The sequence below is a fragment of the Paraburkholderia sp. BGA-UO-ETr-F12 genome (assembly GCF_059567945.1).
Genome location: NZ_JCAQOZ010000028.1, coordinates 47100 through 67987, shown reverse-complemented (window position 1 = coordinate 67987; position 20888 = coordinate 47100). Strand labels below are relative to the sequence as shown.

Here is a 20888-nt window from a genome sequence, read left to right as displayed (position 1 = left end):
GCCGTGATGGGCACCGGCGCCGCGGCGCCGAAGATTAACGCCGCCGCCCGCCCTGCAAGGCTTCCGGATTCGCGACGCTGGACGTATCGCCGGCGTCGAAAGCCAGAATGTTCTGGAACGCCGCGGTGAAATACAACTCGTAGCTCTCGCGTTCCACGTAGCCAATGTGCGGCGTGCAAATCACATTTTCCATGCGCAGCAGGCTGTAGCCCTGCAGAATCGGCTCGCTTTCGTAGACATCGATCGCGACCATCCCCGGACGGTTGTGCGACAGCGCGTTCACCAGCGCGTTTTCGTCGAGCAATTCAGCGCGGCTGGTGTTTACAAGCAATGCGGTCGGCTTCATCCGCATCAGATCTTCCTGCTTGACGATGCCGCGCGTGTCGTCGTGCAGACGCAGATGCAACGACAACACGTCGCTCTGCTCGAACAGCGCTTCGCGGCTCTCGGCCACGCTATATCCGTCAGCGCGCGCTGCTTCGCGCGAATGCTCGCGCCCCCAGATCAGCACGTTCATGCCAAACGCCTTGCCGTAGCCGGCAAGCAGGCGGCCGATCTTGCCGTAACCCCAAATTCCCAGCGTCTGGCCGCGCAATACCTGGCCGAGACCGAAGTTCGGCGGCAGCGCCGACGTCTTCAAACCGGACTGCTGCCAGGCCCCTTGCTTAAGGTTTGCTACGTATTGCGGAATCCGTCGCTGAGCCGCCATGATGAGTGCCCAGGTCAACTCGGCCGGCGCGATCGGCGAGCCGCTGCCTTCCAGCACGGCGATGCCGCGCTCGGTACAGGCCGCCAGATCGATGTGACTCGAGACCTTGCCGGTCTGACTGATCATGCGCAAACGCGGCAACTTGTCGAGTAATTGCGAGCTGATGCGGGTGCGTTCGCGAATCAGGACGAGGGCGTCGACTTCGGAAAGACGGCTCGCCAGTTGACCGAGACCGCGTACCGTGTTGTTGAAAACTTTGACCTCGTGGTCGGCCAGCAGTTGAAAGCAATCGAGCTTGCGGACGGCGTCCTGGTAATCGTCGAGGATGGCAATCTTCATGGTATGTGTCTTGCGACGCACCATAGCGGTGCGGAACGGAGTGTTATGCTGACTGTCCCACCATGTGACCCAGGTCACATGCCGGTCTGGCTGAATGCCTTACTGTAGAAGCTGCCGCGAAGAACGGAAGCGCCACGGTAAGGCCGATTGACATCGTTTTTAACAGTTTGTTGCGTGTTGAGGCAAGCCGCTTTACAGACGGTTGCAGACAAGCCGTCGGCAAAACGGTGTATCGGCGCCTCCGCGCAACGGGCTGTGTGGCCCACGATGACCTGCACAATACCGCGTCGGCTTGTAGAAATGCCGTCGCGACGAATTGAACGCCTCTCGCATGCAGCGTCTCTGGGCTTGTACCGTTTTTCTATTGCTTTCAAAACGGAGACAAGTCGATGAATCATCCCTCATTCGAAGGACAGCCCAACGTCGAGGTGTCCGCAGCGGCGCCCTCGTGGGTCAAGCACCGAAAATTGATCGACTGGGTCCAGCGCGTTGCCGCCATGACCAGGCCCGATAGGATCGTATGGTGCGACGGTTCACAGGAGGAATACGACCGCCTCTGCGCCCAGATGGTCGAGGCCGGCACCCTCAAGAAGCTCAATCCCGCCAAACGTCCCAATTCTTATCTCGCATGGTCCGATCCGTCGGACGTGGCGCGTGTCGAAGACCGCACCTTCATTTGCGCGCAGCGTCGTGAAGATGCCGGCCCCACCAATAACTGGATGGAACCCGCCGAAATGCGCGCGACGCTCGACGGCCTGTTCGACGGTGCCATGCGCGGTCGCACCATGTACGTTGTGCCGTTTTCGATGGGCCCGCTCGGTTCGCCGATCGCGCACATTGGTGTCGAGTTGAGCGACAGTCCGTACGTGGTGACCAACATGCGCATCATGACGCGTATGGGCCGCAAAGTGTACGACGTGCTGGGCGAAGAAGGCGAGTTCGTGCCGTGCGTGCATTCCGTCGGCGCGCCGCTCGCGGCGGGCGAGAAAGACGTGCCGTGGCCGTGCAACAAGACCAAATACATCGTTCATTTCCCCGAGTCGCGCGAAATCTGGAGCTATGGTTCGGGGTACGGCGGCAATGCGCTGCTCGGCAAGAAGTGCTTCGCGCTGCGCATCGCCTCCACCATGGGCCGCGCCGAAGGCTGGCTCGCCGAACACATGCTGATTCTCGGCGTGACGTCGCCGGAAGGGCGCAAGCATCACGTCGCGGCGGCGTTTCCGTCGGCGTGCGGCAAAACCAACTTCGCGATGCTGATCCCGCCGGAAGGCCTGAACGGCTGGAAAATCTCCACGATCGGCGACGACATTGCGTGGATCAAGCCGGGTAAGGACGGCCGCCTGTATGCGATCAATCCCGAGGCTGGCTATTTCGGCGTTGCGCCGGGCACGAGCGAGAAAACCAACTTCAACGCGATGGCGACGCTGAAGGAAAACGTCATCTTCACGAACGTCGCGCTGACGGACGACGGCGACGTCTGGTGGGAAGGCATGACCGACGAGCCGCCCGCGCATCTGATCGACTGGCAGGGCAAGGACTGGACGCCGGCGAGCGCGAAGGAAAGTGGGCGCAAGGCCGCCCACCCGAACGCACGCTTCACGGCGCCGGCCTCGCAGTGCCCGTCGATCGATGCCGACTGGGAGAACCCGGCGGGCGTTGCGATCGACGCGTTCATCTTTGGCGGCCGCCGTTCGACGACCGTGCCGCTCGTCACTGAAGCCCGCAACTGGGTTGAAGGCGTCTACATGGCGGCGACCATGGGCTCGGAAACCACCGCGGCGGCGGCGGGGCAGCAAGGCGTGGTGCGCCGCGATCCGTTCGCGATGCTGCCGTTCTGCGGCTACAACATGAGCGACTACTTCGGACACTGGCTGAAAACCGGTGAGCGTCTCGAGCAACTTAACGCCAAACTGCCGAAGATCTTCTGCGTCAACTGGTTCCGCAAGGGTCCGGACGGCAAGTTCGTCTGGCCGGGCTTTGGGGAGAACATGCGTGTGTTGAGCTGGATGGTGGGGCGCATCGAGGGCAAGGCGCAGGGCCAGGAGCATGCGTTCGGCGTGTCGCCGCATTATGAGGACATCGACTGGAGCGGCCTCGAGTTCAGCCGCGAGCAATTCCAGCAAGTGATCTCGGTCGACGACGCGGCCTGGCGCGACGAGCTTGAACTGCATGCCGAACTCTTTGATACATTGCAGCAAGGTCTGCCTCCTGCTTTGACCGAGGCAAAACGCGCGTTTGAAGAAAAACTCGCTGCGTGACTATGTGAGTCTTCACTTCGCATATCAACCGCCTTCGGGCGGTTTTTCTTTGCCATATCGCGCGGGAATCCCCATTTCTTCTGATTTCGCAATGCCGGGCCAACCTTTGCATCTGTTCGAACAAAAAAGACAGTGCAAGCTGCGGCGCAGCAGATTGTTTCCATTGCTGGAACAATCGCCGCTCATGCCCCACGCCGGGGAGCACAGTGGCACAAATATCGACAATATTTCGCCTTTCACGGGCAACTTCTGCACGATTTCGCGAGTCGTAGGAGAATTCCAAGTTCGCTTCACTGGTTTTCACTAATTGTCAGGAAGCTGTAACACGGCAGGAGTTGTCCCATGGATCATTTGCAGTCGATGCGAGTTTTCGTCAAAGTGGCGGATCTCGGCAGTTTTGCCCGCGCTGCGAGCGCGATGGATATTTCCAACGCAGTTGCCACCCGTCACGTTGCCGATCTCGAAGGCCGTCTTGGTACACGGCTGCTTAATCGCACAACCCGCAGCTTGTCCCTGACCGAATCCGGCCAGGTTTATCTCGAGCGTGCCCGTCAGATTCTCGACGAACTGGAAGACGTCGAGCAGATGGTGGTCGCGCGCAATCACGAACCCGTCGGCACGTTGCGAATCGTCGCGCCGGTGGTGTTCGGGTTACATAACCTTGCGCCCGTGTTGCAGACATACGCGGAGCGCTATCCGAAAGTCATCCCCGATGTCACGCTGGTCGACCGTCAGGTCGATCTGGTCGAAGAAGGTTTCGACGTGGGCGTGGTGGTCACCCGGCAGATGCGCAGCGCAAGCATTGTCACGCGGCGTTTGACCACGGGTTGCATGACGGTGTGTGCAACGCCCGCCTATCTGGAGAAGCACGGCACGCCGACGCGTCCTGAGCATCTGCTCGAGCATCCGTGTTTGAGCTTGCCCTCCGAATATTGGGGCGACGAACGTGTGTTCACGGGTTCCGAAGGCGAAGTGCGCGTACGTCCGTCTAACGTGATCGTGGCGAACAACACGGAAATGCTGCGGCAGTTTGCGTTGCTCGGTATGGGCATCGCGATTTTGCCGAGTTATCTGATTGGCCGCGACATGACGCGCGGCAGGCTCGTGCGCTTGCTCGGCGATTACCGTTTGCCGCAGGTCGAGATCAACATCGCGTATCCGAGCCGCCGTCACCTGCCGGCCAAGGTGCGTACGTTCATCGATCATCTGGTCGAGCATTTCAGCCAGACGCCGAACAGTCTGCTCGGCGAGCAGTGGATCAAGGACGGCCTTGAGAGGCCTGCCACGTCCACCGCGCCCGATGCCGTGGATCACATGCCACCGGAAGCGTTCGATGGCGCTGAGCCGCTGTCACGGCTGCTGGACAGCGAACTGTCGCCGATGCCGAAGACGTTGGCAAAGACGACGAATCGTCCACGGCCTACCGCCATATCGCCGCTGTAACTTATTTGGCCGACAAATAAAAAGGCGCAGTCACGGAAGTGACTGCGCCTTTTTTACTGGCAATTTCGGGAGCTGACCGGAAGCTGAGCGTGTTTCCGGTCACGCACTCCCGAGAATTACGACCCGGTTTTGCGGGCTGCCGTTTTCTTCGCGGGTGCTTTTTTGGCCGCTGCGGTCTTCGTAGCAGCGGCCTTGGTGGCGGGCGCCTTCTTCGCCGCAACCTTCTTGGTGGCAGGCACAGCCTTCACTGCGACCGATGCATCTTCGTCGTCCGACTCGGGCGCCGCCTTCGCTGCTGCCTTGGCCGCTGCGGTCTTCGCAGCCGTTTTGGCCGAAGGCTCTTTCTTCTCGAACTCGAAGCCGATCTTGCCGTCGTTCTGCTTGACGAGAAACGCCTTGAAGTTACGACCGGTACGCGACGACTTGAAGTTCGTCAGCAGATCAGTGCGTCCTTCTTCGAGCAATTTAGCCATCTGCTCGCGGGCGATTTCCTGCTGCAGAATGACCTTGCCCGAGCGGAAGTCACAAGTCTTCGGATTGGCGACCGAGTTCTCGCAGACATAGCTCATGCCGTGTTCGAACACGCGACCTTTGCACTTCGGACATGCGCCGACCGGCTGTTGATCGGAGAAGTCAGGCGGTTCACCGTCCTCACCACTCGAATCCTGACCGAAGTCGAATTCGAGCTTGTAGTTCTTGATCTCGTCGTCGAGCGAGAGCTTCAAGATCGCGGAGAACGGACGGCCCATCTTGCTGCGGAAGCCCGACAGCGGTCCGATTGTCTTGTTCTGCAAAAGCTCTTCAACTTCCGGAATTTCGAACTGACGACCGCCCGGAATCTTGGAGATTGAGAACTCGCATTTCGAGCACGCGAAGCGCCGGTAGTTTTCCTTCACCTGGCCGCCGCAATTCGGACACGGCGTCTGCAACGTCGCATAATCGCCCGGGATCGTGTCCGAATCGTATTCCTTCGCGCGCTTGACGATGGTCTGCGTCATGCGGGCGATTTCCTGCATGAACGCGTCGCGCGGCAGGTTGCCCCGCTCCATTTGCGAGAGTTTGTATTCCCACTCGCCGGTCAATTCCGGCGCAGTCAGTTCTTTCACACCGAGACCGCGCAGCAGGGTCATCAACTGGAAAGCCTTGGCGGTCGGGATCAGATCGCGGCCTTCGCGGACCAGATACTTTTCGCCGAGCAGCCCTTCGATAATGGCGGCGCGCGTGGCCGGCGTACCGAGCCCCTTGGCCGCCATGGCTTCGCGCAATTCGTCGTCTTCAACGAGCTTGCCCGCGCCTTCCATAGCCGACAGCAGCGTTGCTTCGTTATAGCGTGCGGGTGGTTTCGTCACCAGTTGCTGGGCGGCGATCTTGTCCGTCTTGACCTTCTCGTCTTTCTGCACCGGGACCAGGTTTGCGTCTTCACCGCCGATTTCGCGACCGTAGATCTGCAACCAGCCCGGCTCAACCAGCACCTTGCCTTCAGTCTTGAAGTGATGGCCGACCACTTCCGTGATCCGGGTCGTCACACGGAATTCGGCAGCCGGGAAGAATACCGACAGGAAGCGCTTCACCACCAGGTCGTAGAGCTTCTGTTCCGGTTCGGACAGATTCTTCGGCGCCTGCAGCGTGGGGATGATTGCGAAGTGGTCGCTGATCTTCGAGTTGTCGAAGATGCGCTTGTTCGGCTTCACCCAGCCCTTGTCCAGCACCTGCTTGGCAAACGGCAGATAGTTGTTGCTCTCCTTGAGCATGCCGAGCGTCTGCTTGACCGTATCCATATAGTCTTCCGGCAACGCGCGCGCGTCGGTCCGGGGATAGGTCAGCACCTTGTGCTTTTCGTACAGCGCCTGGGCAAGACCGAGCGTGTTCTTGGCAGAGAAGCCGAAGCGGCCGTTGGCCTCCCGCTGCAAGCTGGTCAGGTCGAAGAGCGCCGGCGACAGTTGCGTGGACGGCTTCGATTCTTCCGTCACCGTGCCAATCTGGCCGCGGCAGGCCGCGACGATCGTTTCGGCGGCGGGCAGCGCCCACAGGCGCGAATCGCGCTTTTCGGGGTCGAACTCGTCGCGCTTGAATTTCGGATCGAACCAGCGCCCCTCGTAGAAGCCGGCCGCGCAGACGAACTCCGCTTTCACTTCCCAATAATCGCGCGGCACGAAGCGGCGAATCTTTTCTTCGCGCTCGACCACGATCGACAGCGTCGGCGTTTGCACCCGCCCGACCGTGGTCAGGAAGAAGCCACCGCCCTTGCTGTTGAACGCGGTCATGGCCCGCGTGCCGTTGATCCCGACCAGCCAGTCCGCTTCGGAGCGGCAGCGCGCCGCATCGGCGAGCGGCTGCATTTCTTCGTCGCTGCGCAGACGGGCAAAGCCGTCGCGGATCGCGCCCGCCGTCATGGATTGCAGCCAGAGGCGCTGCACCGGCTGCTTGGCTTTTGCGTGCTGCGCGATCAGGCGGAAAATCAGCTCGCCCTCGCGCCCCGCGTCACATGCGTTGATCAGGCGATCGATATCTTTACGCTTGAGCAGCTTGGTCAGCACCTTCAGGCGCGACTCGCTCTTGGCGATCGGATTCAGATCGAAATGCGGCGGAATGACGGGCAGATTGGCGAAGCTCCACTTGCCGCGTTTGACTTCATAGTCTTCGGGCGCGGCGATTTCCAGCAAGTGGCCGACTGCTGAGGAAAGGACGTACTCGTCGCTTTCGTAGTATTCGTCATGCTTGGTAAAACCGCCCAAAGCGCGCGCGATGTCGTTCGCGACGGAAGGCTTTTCGGCGATGATCAGTGCTTTGGACATGACTCGATGTGAGGTTGGTAGATCCGGGTTGATGGCCTTGAGTGCGCTTTTGCCAGCGCGACCCTCGTTTGCGACCTTTGCGACCCAATAACGACCGCTTTATAGCACACGGCGCGAGAGCGGCGTGTCAAGTGCCATAAAAAGCGCGCCATGATAATTGCGCGCTCAGCAACCGTGCAAGCTGCGGAAAACGCGCCGTGTGCCGCTCGCAACGCCCGTGCCGCAAGGTTCAGCGGGCGGTGGCCACATTCACGCGACGGTCAGCGCGGGCCGCAGTTTGGGCGCGCCGCTGATGCCCGGCACAGCCGTCAGGTCGGACAACATCCGCTCCACAATCGCCGCCTGCGGCAAAACCGTGCCAAAAAAACGTGTCGTTACTGAGTCTTCGATCAGGATGGTCGGGAAATTCTCGACGTCCAGATCGTCGAAGCGGTCCGCATGGGTTTCGATGTCGATCCATGCGAAACAGATATCCGGATGTTTATCCGCCAGGCGGTTGAAGGCTTCCCGATAGTCGCGGCAGGTTCCGCACCACTCCGCGCACAGGCAGGCGACGAACAGCGTGTCGGGTTCGTTGACGCGCTCGGCAATCCGGTCTTGGTCGGTGTCGAGATTCAGCGCGGGCATGGTGGTTCCTTGCGTACTTTTATCAGGTGCTTTGGCGCGAATGTAGCATGGCCGATTCCAAATCGCGGTCAACCCTGGTCAATGCGGGGTCAGCCGAGGGTCGCCCGTGTAAAGCGGCCGCCGGGCAGCGCGGTCACGTGGCCGGCGAGTTCGAGTTGCAGCAGCGTGTTTTGTAATGCTGCGTCTCCCATCTCGGTGCGGGTGGCAAGAATTTCAAGCGTGGCGGGGGCGTGACCGAGTGCGTCGAGGAGTTGCAGCGCCTCGGTGCTCATGATTGGCTGTGTTTCTACTGACGATGCGGGCGCCGTAGCTGACCCCTGCTGGATCGCCATCGAGTGCGCCGCTGGCAAATCTCGCTGAATACCTTCCGACGTAGGCGTTTTGCGCGATTCAGGCGCGTCCGTACCGTTCCAGAGAGCCACCTGCTGGCCGGCGCCCTTCGCTGCCACAGGCTTGCCGAAACCCAACTCCTCCAGCACCTCGTCCGGCGTCTCCACCAGCTTTGCGCCCTGCTTGATAATCCGATGACAACCGCGCGACAACGGCGCATGGATCGAGCCCGGCAACGCGAAGATATCGCGCCCCATTTCATTGGCGAGACGGGCTGTGATCAGCGAACCGGAGCGCATTGCGGCCTCGACGATTACAACCCCGCTGACGAGGCCCGCGATCAGGCGGTTGCGTTGCGGGAAATTGGCGGCGCGCGCGGGCGTGCCGAGCGGCCACTCCGAAAGGATCGCGCCTTGCGCCGCGATCTGCCGCGCCAGCGCATGATGCGCGGCCGGATACACGAGATCCGCGCCGGTGCCGATCACCGCCACCGTGCTGCCGACACCTTCGAGGCCGCCCCGGTGTGCGGCGCCGTCGATACCCAGCGCCAGCCCCGACACGATAGTGACGCCCGCTTGTGAAAGCTCACGCGCGAAGCGCTCGGCGTCTTCGGCGCCCTGTGGGGTTGCGCTGCGGCTGCCCACCAGCGCGACCGCTCTGGCGTGCAGCAGATTCAACCGGCCCTTTATATATAGTAGCGGTGGCGGATCAGGCATGGTGAGTAACGCCGGCGGGTAGGCAGGATCATCGAGGGTCACCACATGGTTGCCGGACAGCTTGCGCCACGCGATTACCGCATCGAGTTGCGCGTCGAACTCCAGGCTGGGCGGTGTCAGTACAGCACGCGCCGCAGCTTCGCCTGCAACCCCGGCAAGGACCTCGAACGGTTGATTAAAAATCGCTTCCGGCAGTCCAAAAGCGCTCAGCAGTAGACGCAGCGCGGCGGGTTTCAGCCCTGGCGCAAGGGAAAGCCGCAGCCAGGCGGCGAGTTCAATATGGGTTGCGGGCAAGGTACGCATTGAGAGTCGATCCTCTTATAGCGCCAGCGGGCAGGCGGGCGCCATGCTAAAATTTTCATCATCCGAAATAACTGCAGCGCCGCGCCCACCCGCGCGGGCCCGTCGTTTAGCGCACGTGGCGCGTTGAATCGAACCGGTTCGACACCATCTATCGTCTGCGTAACGCGATGCGTCCACAACCTGGCCGAATGGCCAACGCTAGCCTTCCACCGGGCAGCGGCGCCTATAAAACACACTCAAGATCATGGCTTTACTCAACATCCTCAATTATCCGGACAAGCGGCTGCACAAGATTGCGAAGCCGGTCGAAGCGGTCAACGACCGCATCCGCCGGCTCGTCGCCGACATGGCCGAAACGATGTACGCCGCGCCGGGCGTCGGCCTCGCGGCGACCCAGGTGGACGTGCATGAACGCGTGGTCGTGATCGACGTGTCGGAAACGCACGACGAACTGCTCGCCTTCATCAACCCGGAAATCATCTGGTCGAGCAACGAAAAGAAGCTCTCGGAAGAGGGCTGTCTCTCGGTGCCGGGCATTTATGACAACGTCGAGCGCGCCGAGAAAGTGCGCGTGCGGGCGCTGAACGAAAAGGGCGAGACTTTCGAGATCGACTGCGAAGGCTTGTTGGCCGTGTGCATCCAGCACGAAATGGATCACCTGATGGGCCGCGTGTTCGTCGAGTACCTGTCGTCGCTGAAGCAGACGCGCATCAAGAGCAAGATGAAGAAGCTCGCCCACGCGATGTAATGCGCGTCCACCTCGCCTACCGCACCCGTTCATGAGTCATTCGTTGCGCGTCATCTTTGCCGGTACGCCGGAGTTCGCCGCGGCCGCGCTGGCCGCGATCCACGGCGCCGGTTTTCCGGTGCCGCTCGTGCTGACCCGGCAGGATCAGCCTGCAGGAAGGGGGATGAAATTACAGGCGAGCCCGGTCAAACGCTATGCGCAGGAGCATGGCATTGCCGTCGCGCAGCCGCCTTCGCTGCGTCGCGCCGGCAAATATCCGGCCGAAGCCACCGCTGCGATCGATCAACTGCGCGCCACGCCTCACGACGTGATGGTAGTGGCCGCCTATGGTCTGATCCTGCCGCAGGAAGTGCTCGATATTCCGCCGCTGGGCTGTATCAACATTCACGCATCGTTGTTGCCGCGCTGGCGCGGCGCCGCGCCGATCCACCGCGCGATCGAAGCGGGTGACGCCGAAACCGGCATCACCCTGATGCAGATGGACGCCGGCCTCGATACCGGCGCGATGATCTCCGAAGCGCGCACGCCGATTACAGACAACGACACCACGGCCGTCCTGCATGACCGCCTCGCGCAAGCGGGCGCCAGGCTGATCGTCGACGCGCTAACCGAACTGGAGCGCAGCGGCAAGCTGGCGGCAACGCCGCAACCGGCGGACGGCGTGACCTACGCGGAAAAGATCGGCAAGCACGAGGCTGCGCTCGACTGGCGCAAGCCGGCTGCGGTTCTCGCTCGCCAGGTGCGCGCGTTCGATCCGTTCCCCGGTGGCGTGGGTACGCTGGAAGGCGGTACGTCGATCAAGATATGGGCGGCGGTTCCGGCCGAGGCGCAAGGCGGCAGCGCGCCCGGTGTGATCGTGGACGTCTCTGCCGAAGGCGTCGTGGTTGCCTGTGGCGAGGGCGCACTGCGTCTCACGCAACTGCAAAAACCCGGTGGCAAGCGCTTGCCGGTGCGCGAATTCCTGGCCGGTGCGGCATTGGCGGCCGGTCAGCGTTTCCAGCTTCCCGAAGCAAAATAACCGAGTTGAACCTACCTTGAACATCGTCCATTCGGCCGATGTTCAGGAGCCCCGCCGCGAGCCTGTGGCGCGTTAGAATCCTCTATGCAACGGGCCGTGGGCAGGCCGTGTTTAGAGGATCCCCATGTTTGGTATCACCCATTTCGAGTTTTTCGTCGTCGCGGTCTTTCTGCTGAACGTGACCCCCGGTCCCGATACGGCTTACATCGTCGGGCGCAGCGTCGCTCAAGGGCGTGGCGCAGGGCTGATGTCCGCGCTCGGCATCTCCGCCGGCTGCTGTGTTCATTCGCTGGCTTGCGCGTTTGGCTTGACGGCGCTGCTGGCCGCGTCGGCCACCGCGTTCACGGTTATCAAGTTCGTCGGCGCTATTTATCTGATCTACCTCGGCGTGCGGCTGGTTTTCGCCAGGCCGGCGGCCGACCAGGCCGCGGGCGAAGCGCGCGGTGCCGGCACGCCAAAATCGCTGCGTCAGCTGTTCCTGCAAGGCTTCTGGACCAATGTGCTGAACCCCAAGGTCGTACTGTTCTTCGTGTCGTTTTTTCCGCAATTCGTCACAACCGGCAGCGACCATAAGGCGCTGGCGTTCCTCATGCTCGGCGTGGTCTTCGTCGTGATGAGCATGATCTGGAACAGTTTTGTCGCGTGGATCGCCGGCAGCGTGACCCGTCGTTTCTCCGGCAAGCCGTCGGTGAAGAAATGGCTGGACCGCGGCGTCGGCAGCGCATTCGTTGGCTTGGGCCTCAAGCTCGCCACTGCCTCAAGATGATTGAATTTTCCTCGCGCGCCCATATCTAACAATTCGCTTACAATCAGTCGCCGCGATCATGCGGTGCAGATATGAATCCGCGTTAGGGCAAGGAGTTGCAGACATGTTCAATTGGGTCAAAACCGCGATGTTGATGGCCGCGATCACGGCCCTTTTCATCGTGATCGGCGGGATGATCGGCGGGTCGCGCGGCATGACGATCGCGCTCGTGATCGCGCTTGGAATGAATTTCTTTTCGTACTGGTTCTCGGACAAGATGGTCCTGCGCATGTACAACGCGCAGGAAGTGGACGAAAACAGTGCGCCGCAGTTCTACCGCATGGTGCGCGAACTCGCCACCCGCGCGAATTTGCCGATGCCGCGCGTCTACCTGATCAACGAAGATGCGCCGAACGCGTTTGCCACCGGCCGCAATCCGGAGCATGCGGCTGTGGCCGCCACCACCGGCATCTTGCGCGTGCTATCCGAGCGCGAAATGCGCGGCGTGATGGCGCACGAACTGGCGCACGTGAAGCACCGCGACATCCTGATCTCCACGGTGTCGGCAACCATGGCGGGCGCCATTTCCGCGTTGGCGAACTTCGCGATGTTCTTCGGCGGCCGCGACGAAAACGGTCGTCCGACCAACCCGATTGCGGGCATCGCTGTTGCGTTGCTCGCGCCGATCGCCGGCGCGCTGATTCAGATGGCCATTTCGCGTGCCCGCGAATTCGAGGCGGACCGTGGCGGCGCGCAGATTTCCGGCGATCCGCAGGCGCTCGCCTCGGCGCTCGACAAGATTCATCGCTACGCGAGCGGAATTCCGTTCCCCACGGCCGAGCAGCATCCGGCCACCGCGCAGATGATGATCATGAATCCGCTGGCGGGCGGCGGCATTGCGAACCTGTTCTCCACGCACCCGGCTACCGAGGAACGTATCGCACGTTTGATGGAAATGGCGCGTACGGGGCGCTTCGAGTAACGGGCTCACAGGCCCGGCATCGCGACAGGCGAGTCCGCGGACTCGCCTTTTTTGTTTGATCTCTCGCCCCGGTCCGGGCTCCGCGGCTCCCGTCCCGCACCACGCTACAATGTATGTTGTTTGCGTTGCGCGCACCGCGCGGCCTGCCTTCGCCTCTTTCATGACTCCAAAGCCTTCTTCGCGTTCTGCTACTCCTTTGGCGCGCCCGCGCGAATCCCGTCTGTCGATATTGCACCTCGCGCCCGAATCGCTCGGTTTTGCGCTCGACTGCGCGGGCCAGGCCATCGGCGCCGTACGCCTCGGCGCGGCGTTGCCCGCCGCGCTGCAATCGGTATTCGTGTCCGCGCCTGAAGGCAGCGTCGCGGCCGCGCGCGGAGCCGTGCAGGACATCGCGTACCGCGCCATGCGGCGTCTCGGGACCGCCGAGTGGCTGATCGCGAAGCTGGTGAAGAAGGCGCCGCCGCCGCACGTCGGCCATGTGCTTACCTGTGCGCTCGCGTTGTTGATCGATGATGAAGCAAATGCCGCCTACACGCCGTTCACAGTCGTCGATCAGGCTGTGAGCGCCATCGCTGCACGCCGCGAGTTCTCGTTTGCGAAGGGTCTGGTGAACGCTGTGCTGCGCAGTTTCCTGCGCGAGCGCGAAACGCTGTTGAACGCAGCGCAAGCCGACGAAGTCGCACGCTGGAACTACCCGGTATGGTGGATCGACGCGGTCAGAGCCGCGTGGCCCGACGCCTGGCAAGCCGTGCTCGGCGCCGGCGACACGCAAGGTCCGCTGACGTTGCGCGTCAACGCGCGCCGCTCGACAGTCGATGCCTATCTGCAAGTGCTGCACGACCAGCACATTCGCGCGAGCCGGGCCGGTGAGTACGCCGTCAAGCTCGCGACGCCGATGCCGGTCGACCGTATCCCTGGCTTTAACGATGGCGTGGTATCCGTGCAGGACGCCGGCGCGCAGCTCGCCGCGCAACTGCTCAGCGTGCGTGACGGCATGCGCGTGCTCGACGCGTGCGCTGCGCCCGGCGGCAAGACCGGCCATCTGCTCGAACTCGCCAACTTGCAACTCGTGGCGCTCGAAAGTGACGCATCGCGCGCGCGGCGGATCGGTGAAAACTTGCTGCGGCTCAAGCTCGAAGCGGAAGTGCGTATCGGCGACGCGGGCACACCGGCAAAATGGCACGACGACATCGACCAGCCGTTCGATCGCATCTTGGCGGACGTCCCGTGTTCGGCCTCGGGCATCGTGCGGCGTCATCCGGATATTCGCTGGCTGCGCCGCGCGTCGGATATTCCCGCGCTGGTCGCCGAGCAGCGCCGCATTCTCGACGCGCTGTGGCCGCTTGTGAAGCCAGGCGGCGAGTTGCTCTATGTTACGTGTTCGATCTTTCCTGAAGAAGGCGAGTTGCAGGCACAGTGGTTTGGAAACAAGTATCAGGATGCGGTACGATTGGACGCGCCGGGGCAACTTTTACCTTCAGTTGCCCGCGCGCCCGCCGACACATCGGCCGGGTCCCATGCCGGAGATGTCGCTGAAGATAGCGCCGGCTCGAACTCAGACCACGACGGATTTTTCTACGCGCGCTTTCAGAAACGGTGACCATCAAACGCTTCTTCCCGCTTCGGCTCGCTGCCGTGCTCTGGATCGCGCTGGCCGTGTGGCTTGCCGTGCCGGGCGCGGCGTATGCCGATTCGATTGCGGTCCAGCGCGCCTCGCTGCAATCGGACAACACTGGCTGGAACCTCGACGCGCGTTTCGACTTCGAGTTGAACAGCAATCTCGAAGACGCCGTCAACAAGGGGATCCCGCTCTATTTCACAACCGACTTCGAACTGAGCCGGCCACGCTGGTACTGGTTCGACGAGCAGCCAGTCAGCGTGTCGCAGAGCATTCGCCTGTCGTTCCAGCCGCTCACGCGTGAGTATCGTGTGTCGAGCGTGTCGTCGGGTGGGTTGCAACTCGGCTTCAGCACGCTCAATGACGCGCTCGCCGTGATCAAGCACGTCACGTCATGGCATGTGATCGACCGCAGCCAGGTGCGTGTCGGGGAAACCTACAACGCGTCGGTGCGCATGCAGCTCGACATCGCGCTGATGCCCAAGCCGTTCCAGATCGACGCGGTGAATAACCGCGACTGGAGCCTGTCGTCGGATTGGAAGCGCTTTACCTTCACGGTGACCGAACGTGCTAAATAGAGTGCGCCGCGCCACCAGTGTGAGCAGCATCGTCGTGCGCGTGCTGGTGTCCACGGTCGCCGTGACGGCCGTGCTGCTGCTCGTGCTGCTGGCAGCGGCGAGCGCGAATACCGAGTTTTTCGACCGCTATTACCAGTGGCTGTACGCGGCCAACCTCGTGGTCGCGATGATCTTTTTGCTGGTGGTGGCGACGCTCGTCATCATCATCATCGCGCGGCTCAGGAAAGGTAAGTTCGGCACGCGGCTTTTAGCAAAACTCGCGTTTTTCATGGCGCTGGTCGGCGTGGTGCCGGGCGGCATCATTTACGTCGTCTCGTACCAGTTCGTCTCGCGCAGTATCGAGTCGTGGTTCGACGTGAACGTCGAGACCGCGTTGACGTCGGGTCTGAATCTCGGCCGCGGCATGCTCGACGCGTCGCTGTCGGATCTGCAGACCAAGGGCCGCTTGATGTCCGAGCAGTTGGCGAGCGCGGACGCCGCCGGCACGACACTGACGCTGCTGCGCCTGCGCGATCAGTTCGGCGTGCAGGACGCGACGATCGTCGAACCTACGCGCAGCATGTCGGGCGCGACGCCGGACATGCACGTGGTCGCGCAGGCGTCCGGCAATTACGCGACGCTGGTGTCGAACGACTTGCCCACGCCGCTGATGATCGATCAGGCGCGTGGCCGCGGCTATGCGGCGATCGAGGGTGAAGTCGACGGCGATCCGAACGCGCATGGCGGCAAGGGTGCGCTGCGGCTACGCGTCGTGCAGCGCATTCCCGATTCGAACGCGTCGCTGCTGCAGCCTACCGAACGCTTCCTGCAACTCACGCAGCCGGTGTCGCCCACGCTCGCGCGCAATGCCGACGCGGTGCAGCGCGCCTATCGCGAGTATCAGGAGAAGGCGCTGGGCCGCACCGGCTTGCGCAAGATGTATATCGGCACGCTGACGCTCGCGCTGTTCCTCGCCACCTTCATCGCGATGATGCTGGCGCTCGCGCTCGGCAATCAGCTGGCCCGGCCGTTGTTTCTGCTCGCGCAGGGCACCAAGGAGGTGACCGAAGGCGACTACACGCCAAAGCGCGAAATCAAATCGCGCGACGAACTGGGCTTTCTCACGCAGTCGTTCAATGCGATGACGCGGCAGTTGTCCGAGGCGCGCGCGGCGGTCGAGAACAACCGCATCGCGCTCGAGCATTCGAAGGCCTATCTGGAAAGCATTCTCGCGAATCTGACCGCGGGCGTGTTCGTGTTCGACCGGCAGTTCCGCCTCACCACGGCGAACCGCGGCGCTGAGCGGATTTTCCGCCAGCAGTTTCAGGAAGTGCTGGGCTCGGCACTGGAAAAGATCGGCGTGTTGAGCGAATTTGGCGGCATGGTGCGCAAGGCGTTTGCCGATCGCGAGGCCGCAAGCGGTGACGGTCACGACGATCGCGGCCACTGGCAGCAGCAGTTTTCGGTACAGGTGCCGGGTGAAACGGAGCCGCTCACGCTGCTTGTGCGCGGCGCGCGCCTCGTGTCCGCCACGGATCGCGACGCGGAAGACATGCAGACCTCCGGCTACGTGGTCGTGTTCGACGATATTTCGGACGTGATCTCGGCGCAGCGTTCGATCGCGTGGGGCGAAGTGGCGCGGCGTCTCGCGCACGAGATCAAGAATCCGCTCACGCCGATTCAGCTTTCCGCCGAGCGTTTGCAGATGAAGCTGGCCGACAAGCTGTCGCCGTCGGATGCCGACGTGCTGAAGCGCGGCGCCACCACGATCGTCAACCAGGTCGCGGCGATGAAGCAGATGGTCGACAATTTCCGCGACTACGCGCGTACGCCGCCGGCGGTGCTCGCCCATCTGCAGTTGAACGAACTGGTCAGCGAAGTGTTGACGTTGTACGGTATCGAAGAAGGCAAGGGCGCGATTCAGGTGGAGCTCGCTGACTTGCCGGCGATTCGCGGCGACGCGACGCAATTGCGTCAGGTGATTCACAACCTGCTGCAGAATGCACAGGACGCCGTGGCCGACGTCGAACAACCGCATGTGTTGCTCGAGACGAGGACAGTAGAATACGGAGACCCCGACGCGGAAGGCAAGATACGCGTCGCGGTGCGTCTAACAGTGTCGGATAACGGACCGGGCTTCCCAGCGCGTATCCTCACACGTGCATTCGAACCTTACGTGACAACCAAGGCCAAAGGTACAGGCCTGGGTCTTGCGATGGTCAAGAAGATCGTCGACGAACACGGTGCGCGCATCGACATTCGCAACCGCATGAGAGCGGGCGATGTGATCGAAGGCGCGCAGATATCGATCCTCTTCCTTCAACTGGCAGACGATGCCGCGGCACCTGGAGCAGGGCTGCGGCCGGCGCATGGCAATGCGTCGCAGGGAACGACAAAAGCAACAGTGCAGACAAGGGCAGCGTAAATGGCAACCATCCTGGTGGTAGATGATGAAATGGGCATCCGGGAATTGCTCTCGGAGATCCTGAGCGACGAGGGGCATGTCGTGGAGGCGGCGGAAAACGCGCAGGAAGCGCGCGAGTTCCGCTTGCGTCAGGCGCCGGACCTGGTGCTGCTCGACATCTGGATGCCCGATACCGACGGCGTGACCTTGCTCAAAGAATGGGCCGCGCAAGGGCAACTGACCATGCCGGTGATCATGATGTCCGGCCATGCAACCATCGATACGGCAGTTGAAGCGACCAAGATCGGCGCGCTCAATTTCCTCGAGAAACCGATTGCGTTGCAGAAGCTGCTGAAGGCGGTCGAGCAGGGCCTCGCCCGGGGCAATGCCGCAGCCGCTCCGGGCGGCGCGATCGCCACCAAGCAGGCGCTGCCGGTCAGTGCTTCGACCGTGGCGTCGGCGGCTTCATTGCCGACGCTGTCGTCGGATGGCATGGGCAGCGGCGCATTGGCCGCGCAAACGGCGTCGATCTCGTTCGACATCCCGTTGCGCGACGCGCGCGATGCGTTCGAGCGCGCTTACTTCGAATATCACCTGGCGCGCGAGAACGGCAGCATGACCCGCGTCGCGGAGAAGACCGGCCTCGAGCGCACGCACCTGTATCGCAAGCTCAAGCAGCTCGGTGTCGATCTCGGCAAGAACAAAGGGGAGTAACGGCCGTGTAACGCGTGCCGGGTCGGGCAAGCCAGATTTTTTCGAGAGGGGGCTTGCCGTGCTGCTGACCCTTTGATATCATTTCGTTCTTCGTTGGCCCGGTAGCTCAGTTGGTAGAGCAGCGGATTGAAAATCCGCGTGTCGATGGTTCGATTCCGTCCCAGGCCACCAGGATTCAGCCCCAGGAAATCGCAAGATTCCTGGGGCTTTTCCTTTTGTGGGCGTTCTCGTGGCGGCGTCGCCTGTGTGGTGCTGCGATGGGGCGTGCTCGGCGGCATTGTGCGTCGCGTGATAAAATCGCGCCAGTTCAAGGACTTGCGTGCGGCCGCGCGATTGGCGCGGCACTGCACCAGACATGTCTTTTCGTATCTCGAAGCTGGGCTTTTTTGTGCACGCTGCTGCGGCACGGCAGCGCTGCAACAGGTGCCGAATCCTTCGCCCGACGATTAACGGTATAAGCGCCCAGCGACTCTGCATGCGGAAGGCGCGGCCTATACTGCTTTGGGCCGGCAACAGTGCCGGCACGCGTCGCGCCGCGTTGCTTGCATGGCGCACCTCGCGCAGCGCGACGTGGCACTCATCATTCACGGAGTTTCACGGTGATCCGCAAAGACGCTAAACGTAGCGCTCTGGTGCTGTTTTCCGGCGGCCAGGATTCCGCCACGTGCCTCGCCTGGGCGCTCGAACGTTACGAAACGGTCGAGACGCTGGGCTTCGATTACGGCCAGCGGCACCGAGTCGAACTCGAATGCCGCGAAGGGTTTCGCAACGCTGTGGCACGGGCCTTCCCGGCGTGGGCCGAGCGCCTCGGCGAAGATCACATGATCGACCTGTCGGTGCTTGGTTCGATCAGCGATACCGCGATGACGCGCGAGATCGAGATCCACGCCACCGCCAACGGGTTGCCGAATACGTTCGTGCCGGGCCGCAATCTGATGTTCATGACGATCGCAGGCGCCATCGCGTATCGGCGTGGTTTGCAGGTGCTGGTGGGCGGGATGTGCGAGACGGACTTCTCGGGCTACCCCGATTGCCGCGACGACACGATGAAGGCCTTGCAGGTCGCGCTGAACCTCGGCATGGACACGCGCTTCCTGCTAGAAACGCCGCTAATGTGGCTCGACAAGGCCGACACGTGGCGTCTCGCGCACGAGTTGGGCGGCGAAGAACTGGTCGAGCTGGTACGCGTCGAGACGCATACCTGTTATGTCGGCGAGCGCGCCGAACTGCATGCATGGGGTTTCGGCTGCGGCGAATGCCCGGCGTGCCGTTTGCGCAAGCGCGGTTATGAAGCGTACCTGGCCGGCGAGAAGGTGACCGAGCCGGTCTGACGGTCTCACGGCAGTTCTGCTCGCGCGTTGCTCAGGCATGCGCAGCACAACAGGCAATTATTTTCAGGAACACAAGGCAGACAGCAGCATGACTTACGCGGTCAAGGAAATCTTCTACACATTGCAGGGCGAGGGCGCGAATGCCGGGCGTCCGGCCGTGTTCTGCCGGTTCGCCGGTTGCAATCTGTGGTCGGGCCGCGAAGAAGATCGTGCGGATGCCGTGTGCCGCTTCTGCGATACGGACTTTGTCGGCACTGACGGCGAGAACGGTGGCAAGTACCGTACGCCCGAAGAACTGGTGCAGATGATCGCGTCGCAATGGCCGGAAGGCGAGGGCGAGCGCTTCGTAGTCTGCACGGGCGGCGAACCGATGCTGCAGATCGATCAGCCGTTTGTCGATGCACTGCATGCCGCCGGCTTCGAAATCGCTATCGAAACCAACGGCTCGCTGCCGGTGCTCGAGACGATCGACTGGATCTGCGTGAGCCCGAAGGCCGACGCGCCGCTCGTCGTCACCAAGGGCAACGAACTGAAGGTCGTGATTCCGCAGGACAACCAGCGTTTGTCCGAGTATGCGAAGCTCGACTTCGAGTATTTCCTCGTCCAGCCGATGGACGGCCCGTCGCGCGAGCTCAATACGAAGCTCGCGATTGACTGGTGCAAACGCCATCCGCAATGGCGCCTGTCGATGCAGACCCACAAGTATCTGAACATTCCCTGATTTGCCGTGCTGACGATTACACGAAAACTCGAATTCGACGCGGGCCACCGCATCCCCGATCACCGCAGCCAGTGCCGTAATCTGCACGGCCATCGCTACGTGCTCGAAATTACGCTGCAAGGCGACCTGGTCGACACCGAAGGTGCGCCGGATCGCGGCATGGTGATGGACTTCGCCGACGTGAAGTCGCTCGCGGTCGAGCATCTTGTCGACAAATGGGACCATGCGTTTCTCGTCTACGAAGGCGATACGCAGGTGCGCGGTTTTCTGGAAACCATGGCGGGGCACAAGACCGTCGTGCTCGATCGCATCCCCACCGTTGAAAATCTTGCCGCTGCTGCGTTCGATATTCTCGCGAACGTGTACGACGCGCATTACGGCGTGAATCTGCGTCTGCACAAGGTGCGTCTGTTCGAGACGCCGAATTGCTGGGCCGACGTCGTCCGGGATTAAATCCGGGGCCGCGCGATTCAGCTTCGCGGCCCAACCCCCGCGTTATTGTCACGGTATGATCGCTCCGATAACCACAC

General features: G+C 62.1%; 18 protein-coding genes and 1 tRNA gene. 15 read left to right on the top strand and 4 right to left on the bottom strand.

Annotated elements, in window-relative coordinates:
• Positions 1 to 34 precede the first annotated feature (34 nt).
• Positions 35 to 1048, bottom strand: a complete 1014-nt coding sequence (locus AC57B6_RS12615; protein WP_028197699.1) for a D-2-hydroxyacid dehydrogenase family protein — start codon at positions 1046 to 1048, stop codon at positions 35 to 37.
• A gap of 389 nt (positions 1049 to 1437) precedes the next feature.
• Between AC57B6_RS12615 and AC57B6_RS12610 the strand changes: the two genes are divergently transcribed.
• The 3 genes from AC57B6_RS12610 to AC57B6_RS12600 are packed head-to-tail and all read left to right on the top strand — an operon-like array spanning position 1438 to position 4749.
• Positions 1438 to 3306 (top strand): phosphoenolpyruvate carboxykinase (GTP), encoded by a 1869-nt coding sequence (locus AC57B6_RS12610; protein ID WP_496421449.1) that lies wholly within the window; start codon positions 1438 to 1440, stop codon positions 3304 to 3306.
• Complete coding sequence (locus AC57B6_RS12605) at positions 3284 to 3613, top strand: hypothetical protein (protein ID WP_253045533.1); 330 nt, start codon at positions 3284 to 3286, stop codon at positions 3611 to 3613. Before AC57B6_RS12610 ends, AC57B6_RS12605 begins: the two co-directional genes overlap by 23 nt.
• A 35-nt stretch (positions 3614 to 3648) precedes the next feature.
• Complete coding sequence (locus AC57B6_RS12600; protein WP_106352130.1) at positions 3649 to 4749, top strand: LysR family transcriptional regulator; 1101 nt, start codon at positions 3649 to 3651, stop codon at positions 4747 to 4749.
• Positions 4750 to 4865: 116 nt separating this feature from the next.
• Here the strand turns inward: AC57B6_RS12600 and AC57B6_RS12595 are convergent, their stop codons facing one another.
• The 3 genes from AC57B6_RS12595 to dprA all read right to left on the bottom strand — a co-directional run bounded on the left by AC57B6_RS12595 (position 4866) and on the right by dprA (position 9520).
• Positions 4866 to 7544: a DNA topoisomerase III gene (locus AC57B6_RS12595; RefSeq protein WP_496421448.1), complete on the bottom strand. Its 2679-nt coding sequence runs from the start codon at positions 7542 to 7544 to the stop codon at positions 4866 to 4868.
• A 249-nt stretch (positions 7545 to 7793) separates the two neighbouring features.
• Positions 7794 to 8171, bottom strand: coding sequence for a thioredoxin family protein (locus AC57B6_RS12590; protein WP_028197703.1), 378 nt, complete (start codon positions 8169 to 8171; stop codon positions 7794 to 7796).
• A gap of 89 nt (positions 8172 to 8260) precedes the next feature.
• Positions 8261 to 9520: a DNA-processing protein DprA gene (gene dprA / locus AC57B6_RS12585; protein ID WP_496421447.1), complete on the bottom strand. Its 1260-nt coding sequence runs from the start codon at positions 9518 to 9520 to the stop codon at positions 8261 to 8263.
• Between the two features lie 244 nt (positions 9521 to 9764).
• Between dprA and def the strand changes: the two genes are divergently transcribed.
• The 12 genes from def to queD all read left to right on the top strand — a co-directional run bounded on the left by def (position 9765) and on the right by queD (position 20811).
• Positions 9765 to 10268, top strand: coding sequence for a peptide deformylase (def, locus tag AC57B6_RS12580; RefSeq protein ID WP_496421446.1), 504 nt, complete (start codon positions 9765 to 9767; stop codon positions 10266 to 10268).
• A gap of 31 nt (positions 10269 to 10299) precedes the next feature.
• Positions 10300 to 11286, top strand: coding sequence for a methionyl-tRNA formyltransferase (gene fmt / locus AC57B6_RS12575; RefSeq protein ID WP_496421445.1), 987 nt, complete (start codon positions 10300 to 10302; stop codon positions 11284 to 11286).
• A gap of 124 nt (positions 11287 to 11410) precedes the next feature.
• Positions 11411 to 12052, top strand: coding sequence for a LysE family translocator (locus tag AC57B6_RS12570; RefSeq protein WP_028197707.1), 642 nt, complete (start codon positions 11411 to 11413; stop codon positions 12050 to 12052).
• Between the two features lie 103 nt (positions 12053 to 12155).
• Positions 12156 to 13013 carry a zinc metalloprotease HtpX gene (gene htpX / locus AC57B6_RS12565; protein WP_030102538.1) on the top strand — a complete coding sequence of 286 codons (858 nt, stop codon included), beginning with the start codon at positions 12156 to 12158 and terminating at the stop codon, positions 13011 to 13013.
• Positions 13014 to 13173: 160 nt separating this feature from the next.
• On the top strand, positions 13174 to 14613 hold the full coding sequence (gene rsmB / locus AC57B6_RS12560) for a 16S rRNA (cytosine(967)-C(5))-methyltransferase RsmB (RefSeq protein ID WP_252888626.1): 1440 nt from the start codon (positions 13174 to 13176) through the stop codon (positions 14611 to 14613).
• The gene (locus AC57B6_RS12555; RefSeq protein ID WP_028197755.1) at positions 14610 to 15209 is read left to right on the top strand and encodes a DUF4390 domain-containing protein; all 600 of its coding nucleotides are present in this window, start codon (positions 14610 to 14612) and stop codon (positions 15207 to 15209) included. The genes rsmB and AC57B6_RS12555 overlap by 4 nt, the downstream gene beginning before the upstream one ends.
• The gene (locus AC57B6_RS12550; RefSeq protein WP_030102541.1) at positions 15199 to 17613 is read left to right on the top strand and encodes a sensor histidine kinase; all 2415 of its coding nucleotides are present in this window, start codon (positions 15199 to 15201) and stop codon (positions 17611 to 17613) included. Before AC57B6_RS12555 ends, AC57B6_RS12550 begins: the two co-directional genes overlap by 11 nt.
• A complete protein-coding gene (gene esaR / locus AC57B6_RS12545) occupies positions 17614 to 18306 on the top strand; it encodes a response regulator transcription factor EsaR (protein ID WP_496421444.1) in 693 nt (230 codons plus the stop codon). It begins immediately after the preceding gene.
• Between the two features lie 95 nt (positions 18307 to 18401).
• A tRNA-Phe gene (locus AC57B6_RS12540) sits at positions 18402 to 18477 on the top strand.
• 428 nt (positions 18478 to 18905) lie between these two features.
• Entirely contained in the window at positions 18906 to 19637 is a 732-nt protein-coding gene (gene queC, locus AC57B6_RS12535; RefSeq protein WP_028197713.1) for a 7-cyano-7-deazaguanine synthase QueC, read from the top strand.
• An 88-nt stretch (positions 19638 to 19725) separates the two neighbouring features.
• Positions 19726 to 20358 carry a 7-carboxy-7-deazaguanine synthase gene (queE, locus tag AC57B6_RS12530; RefSeq protein ID WP_144193386.1) on the top strand — a complete coding sequence of 211 codons (633 nt, stop codon included), beginning with the start codon at positions 19726 to 19728 and terminating at the stop codon, positions 20356 to 20358.
• 9 nt (positions 20359 to 20367) lie between these two features.
• Positions 20368 to 20811, top strand: coding sequence for a 6-carboxytetrahydropterin synthase QueD (gene queD, locus AC57B6_RS12525; RefSeq protein WP_096335795.1), 444 nt, complete (start codon positions 20368 to 20370; stop codon positions 20809 to 20811).
• Positions 20812 to 20888: the final 77 nt, after the last annotated feature.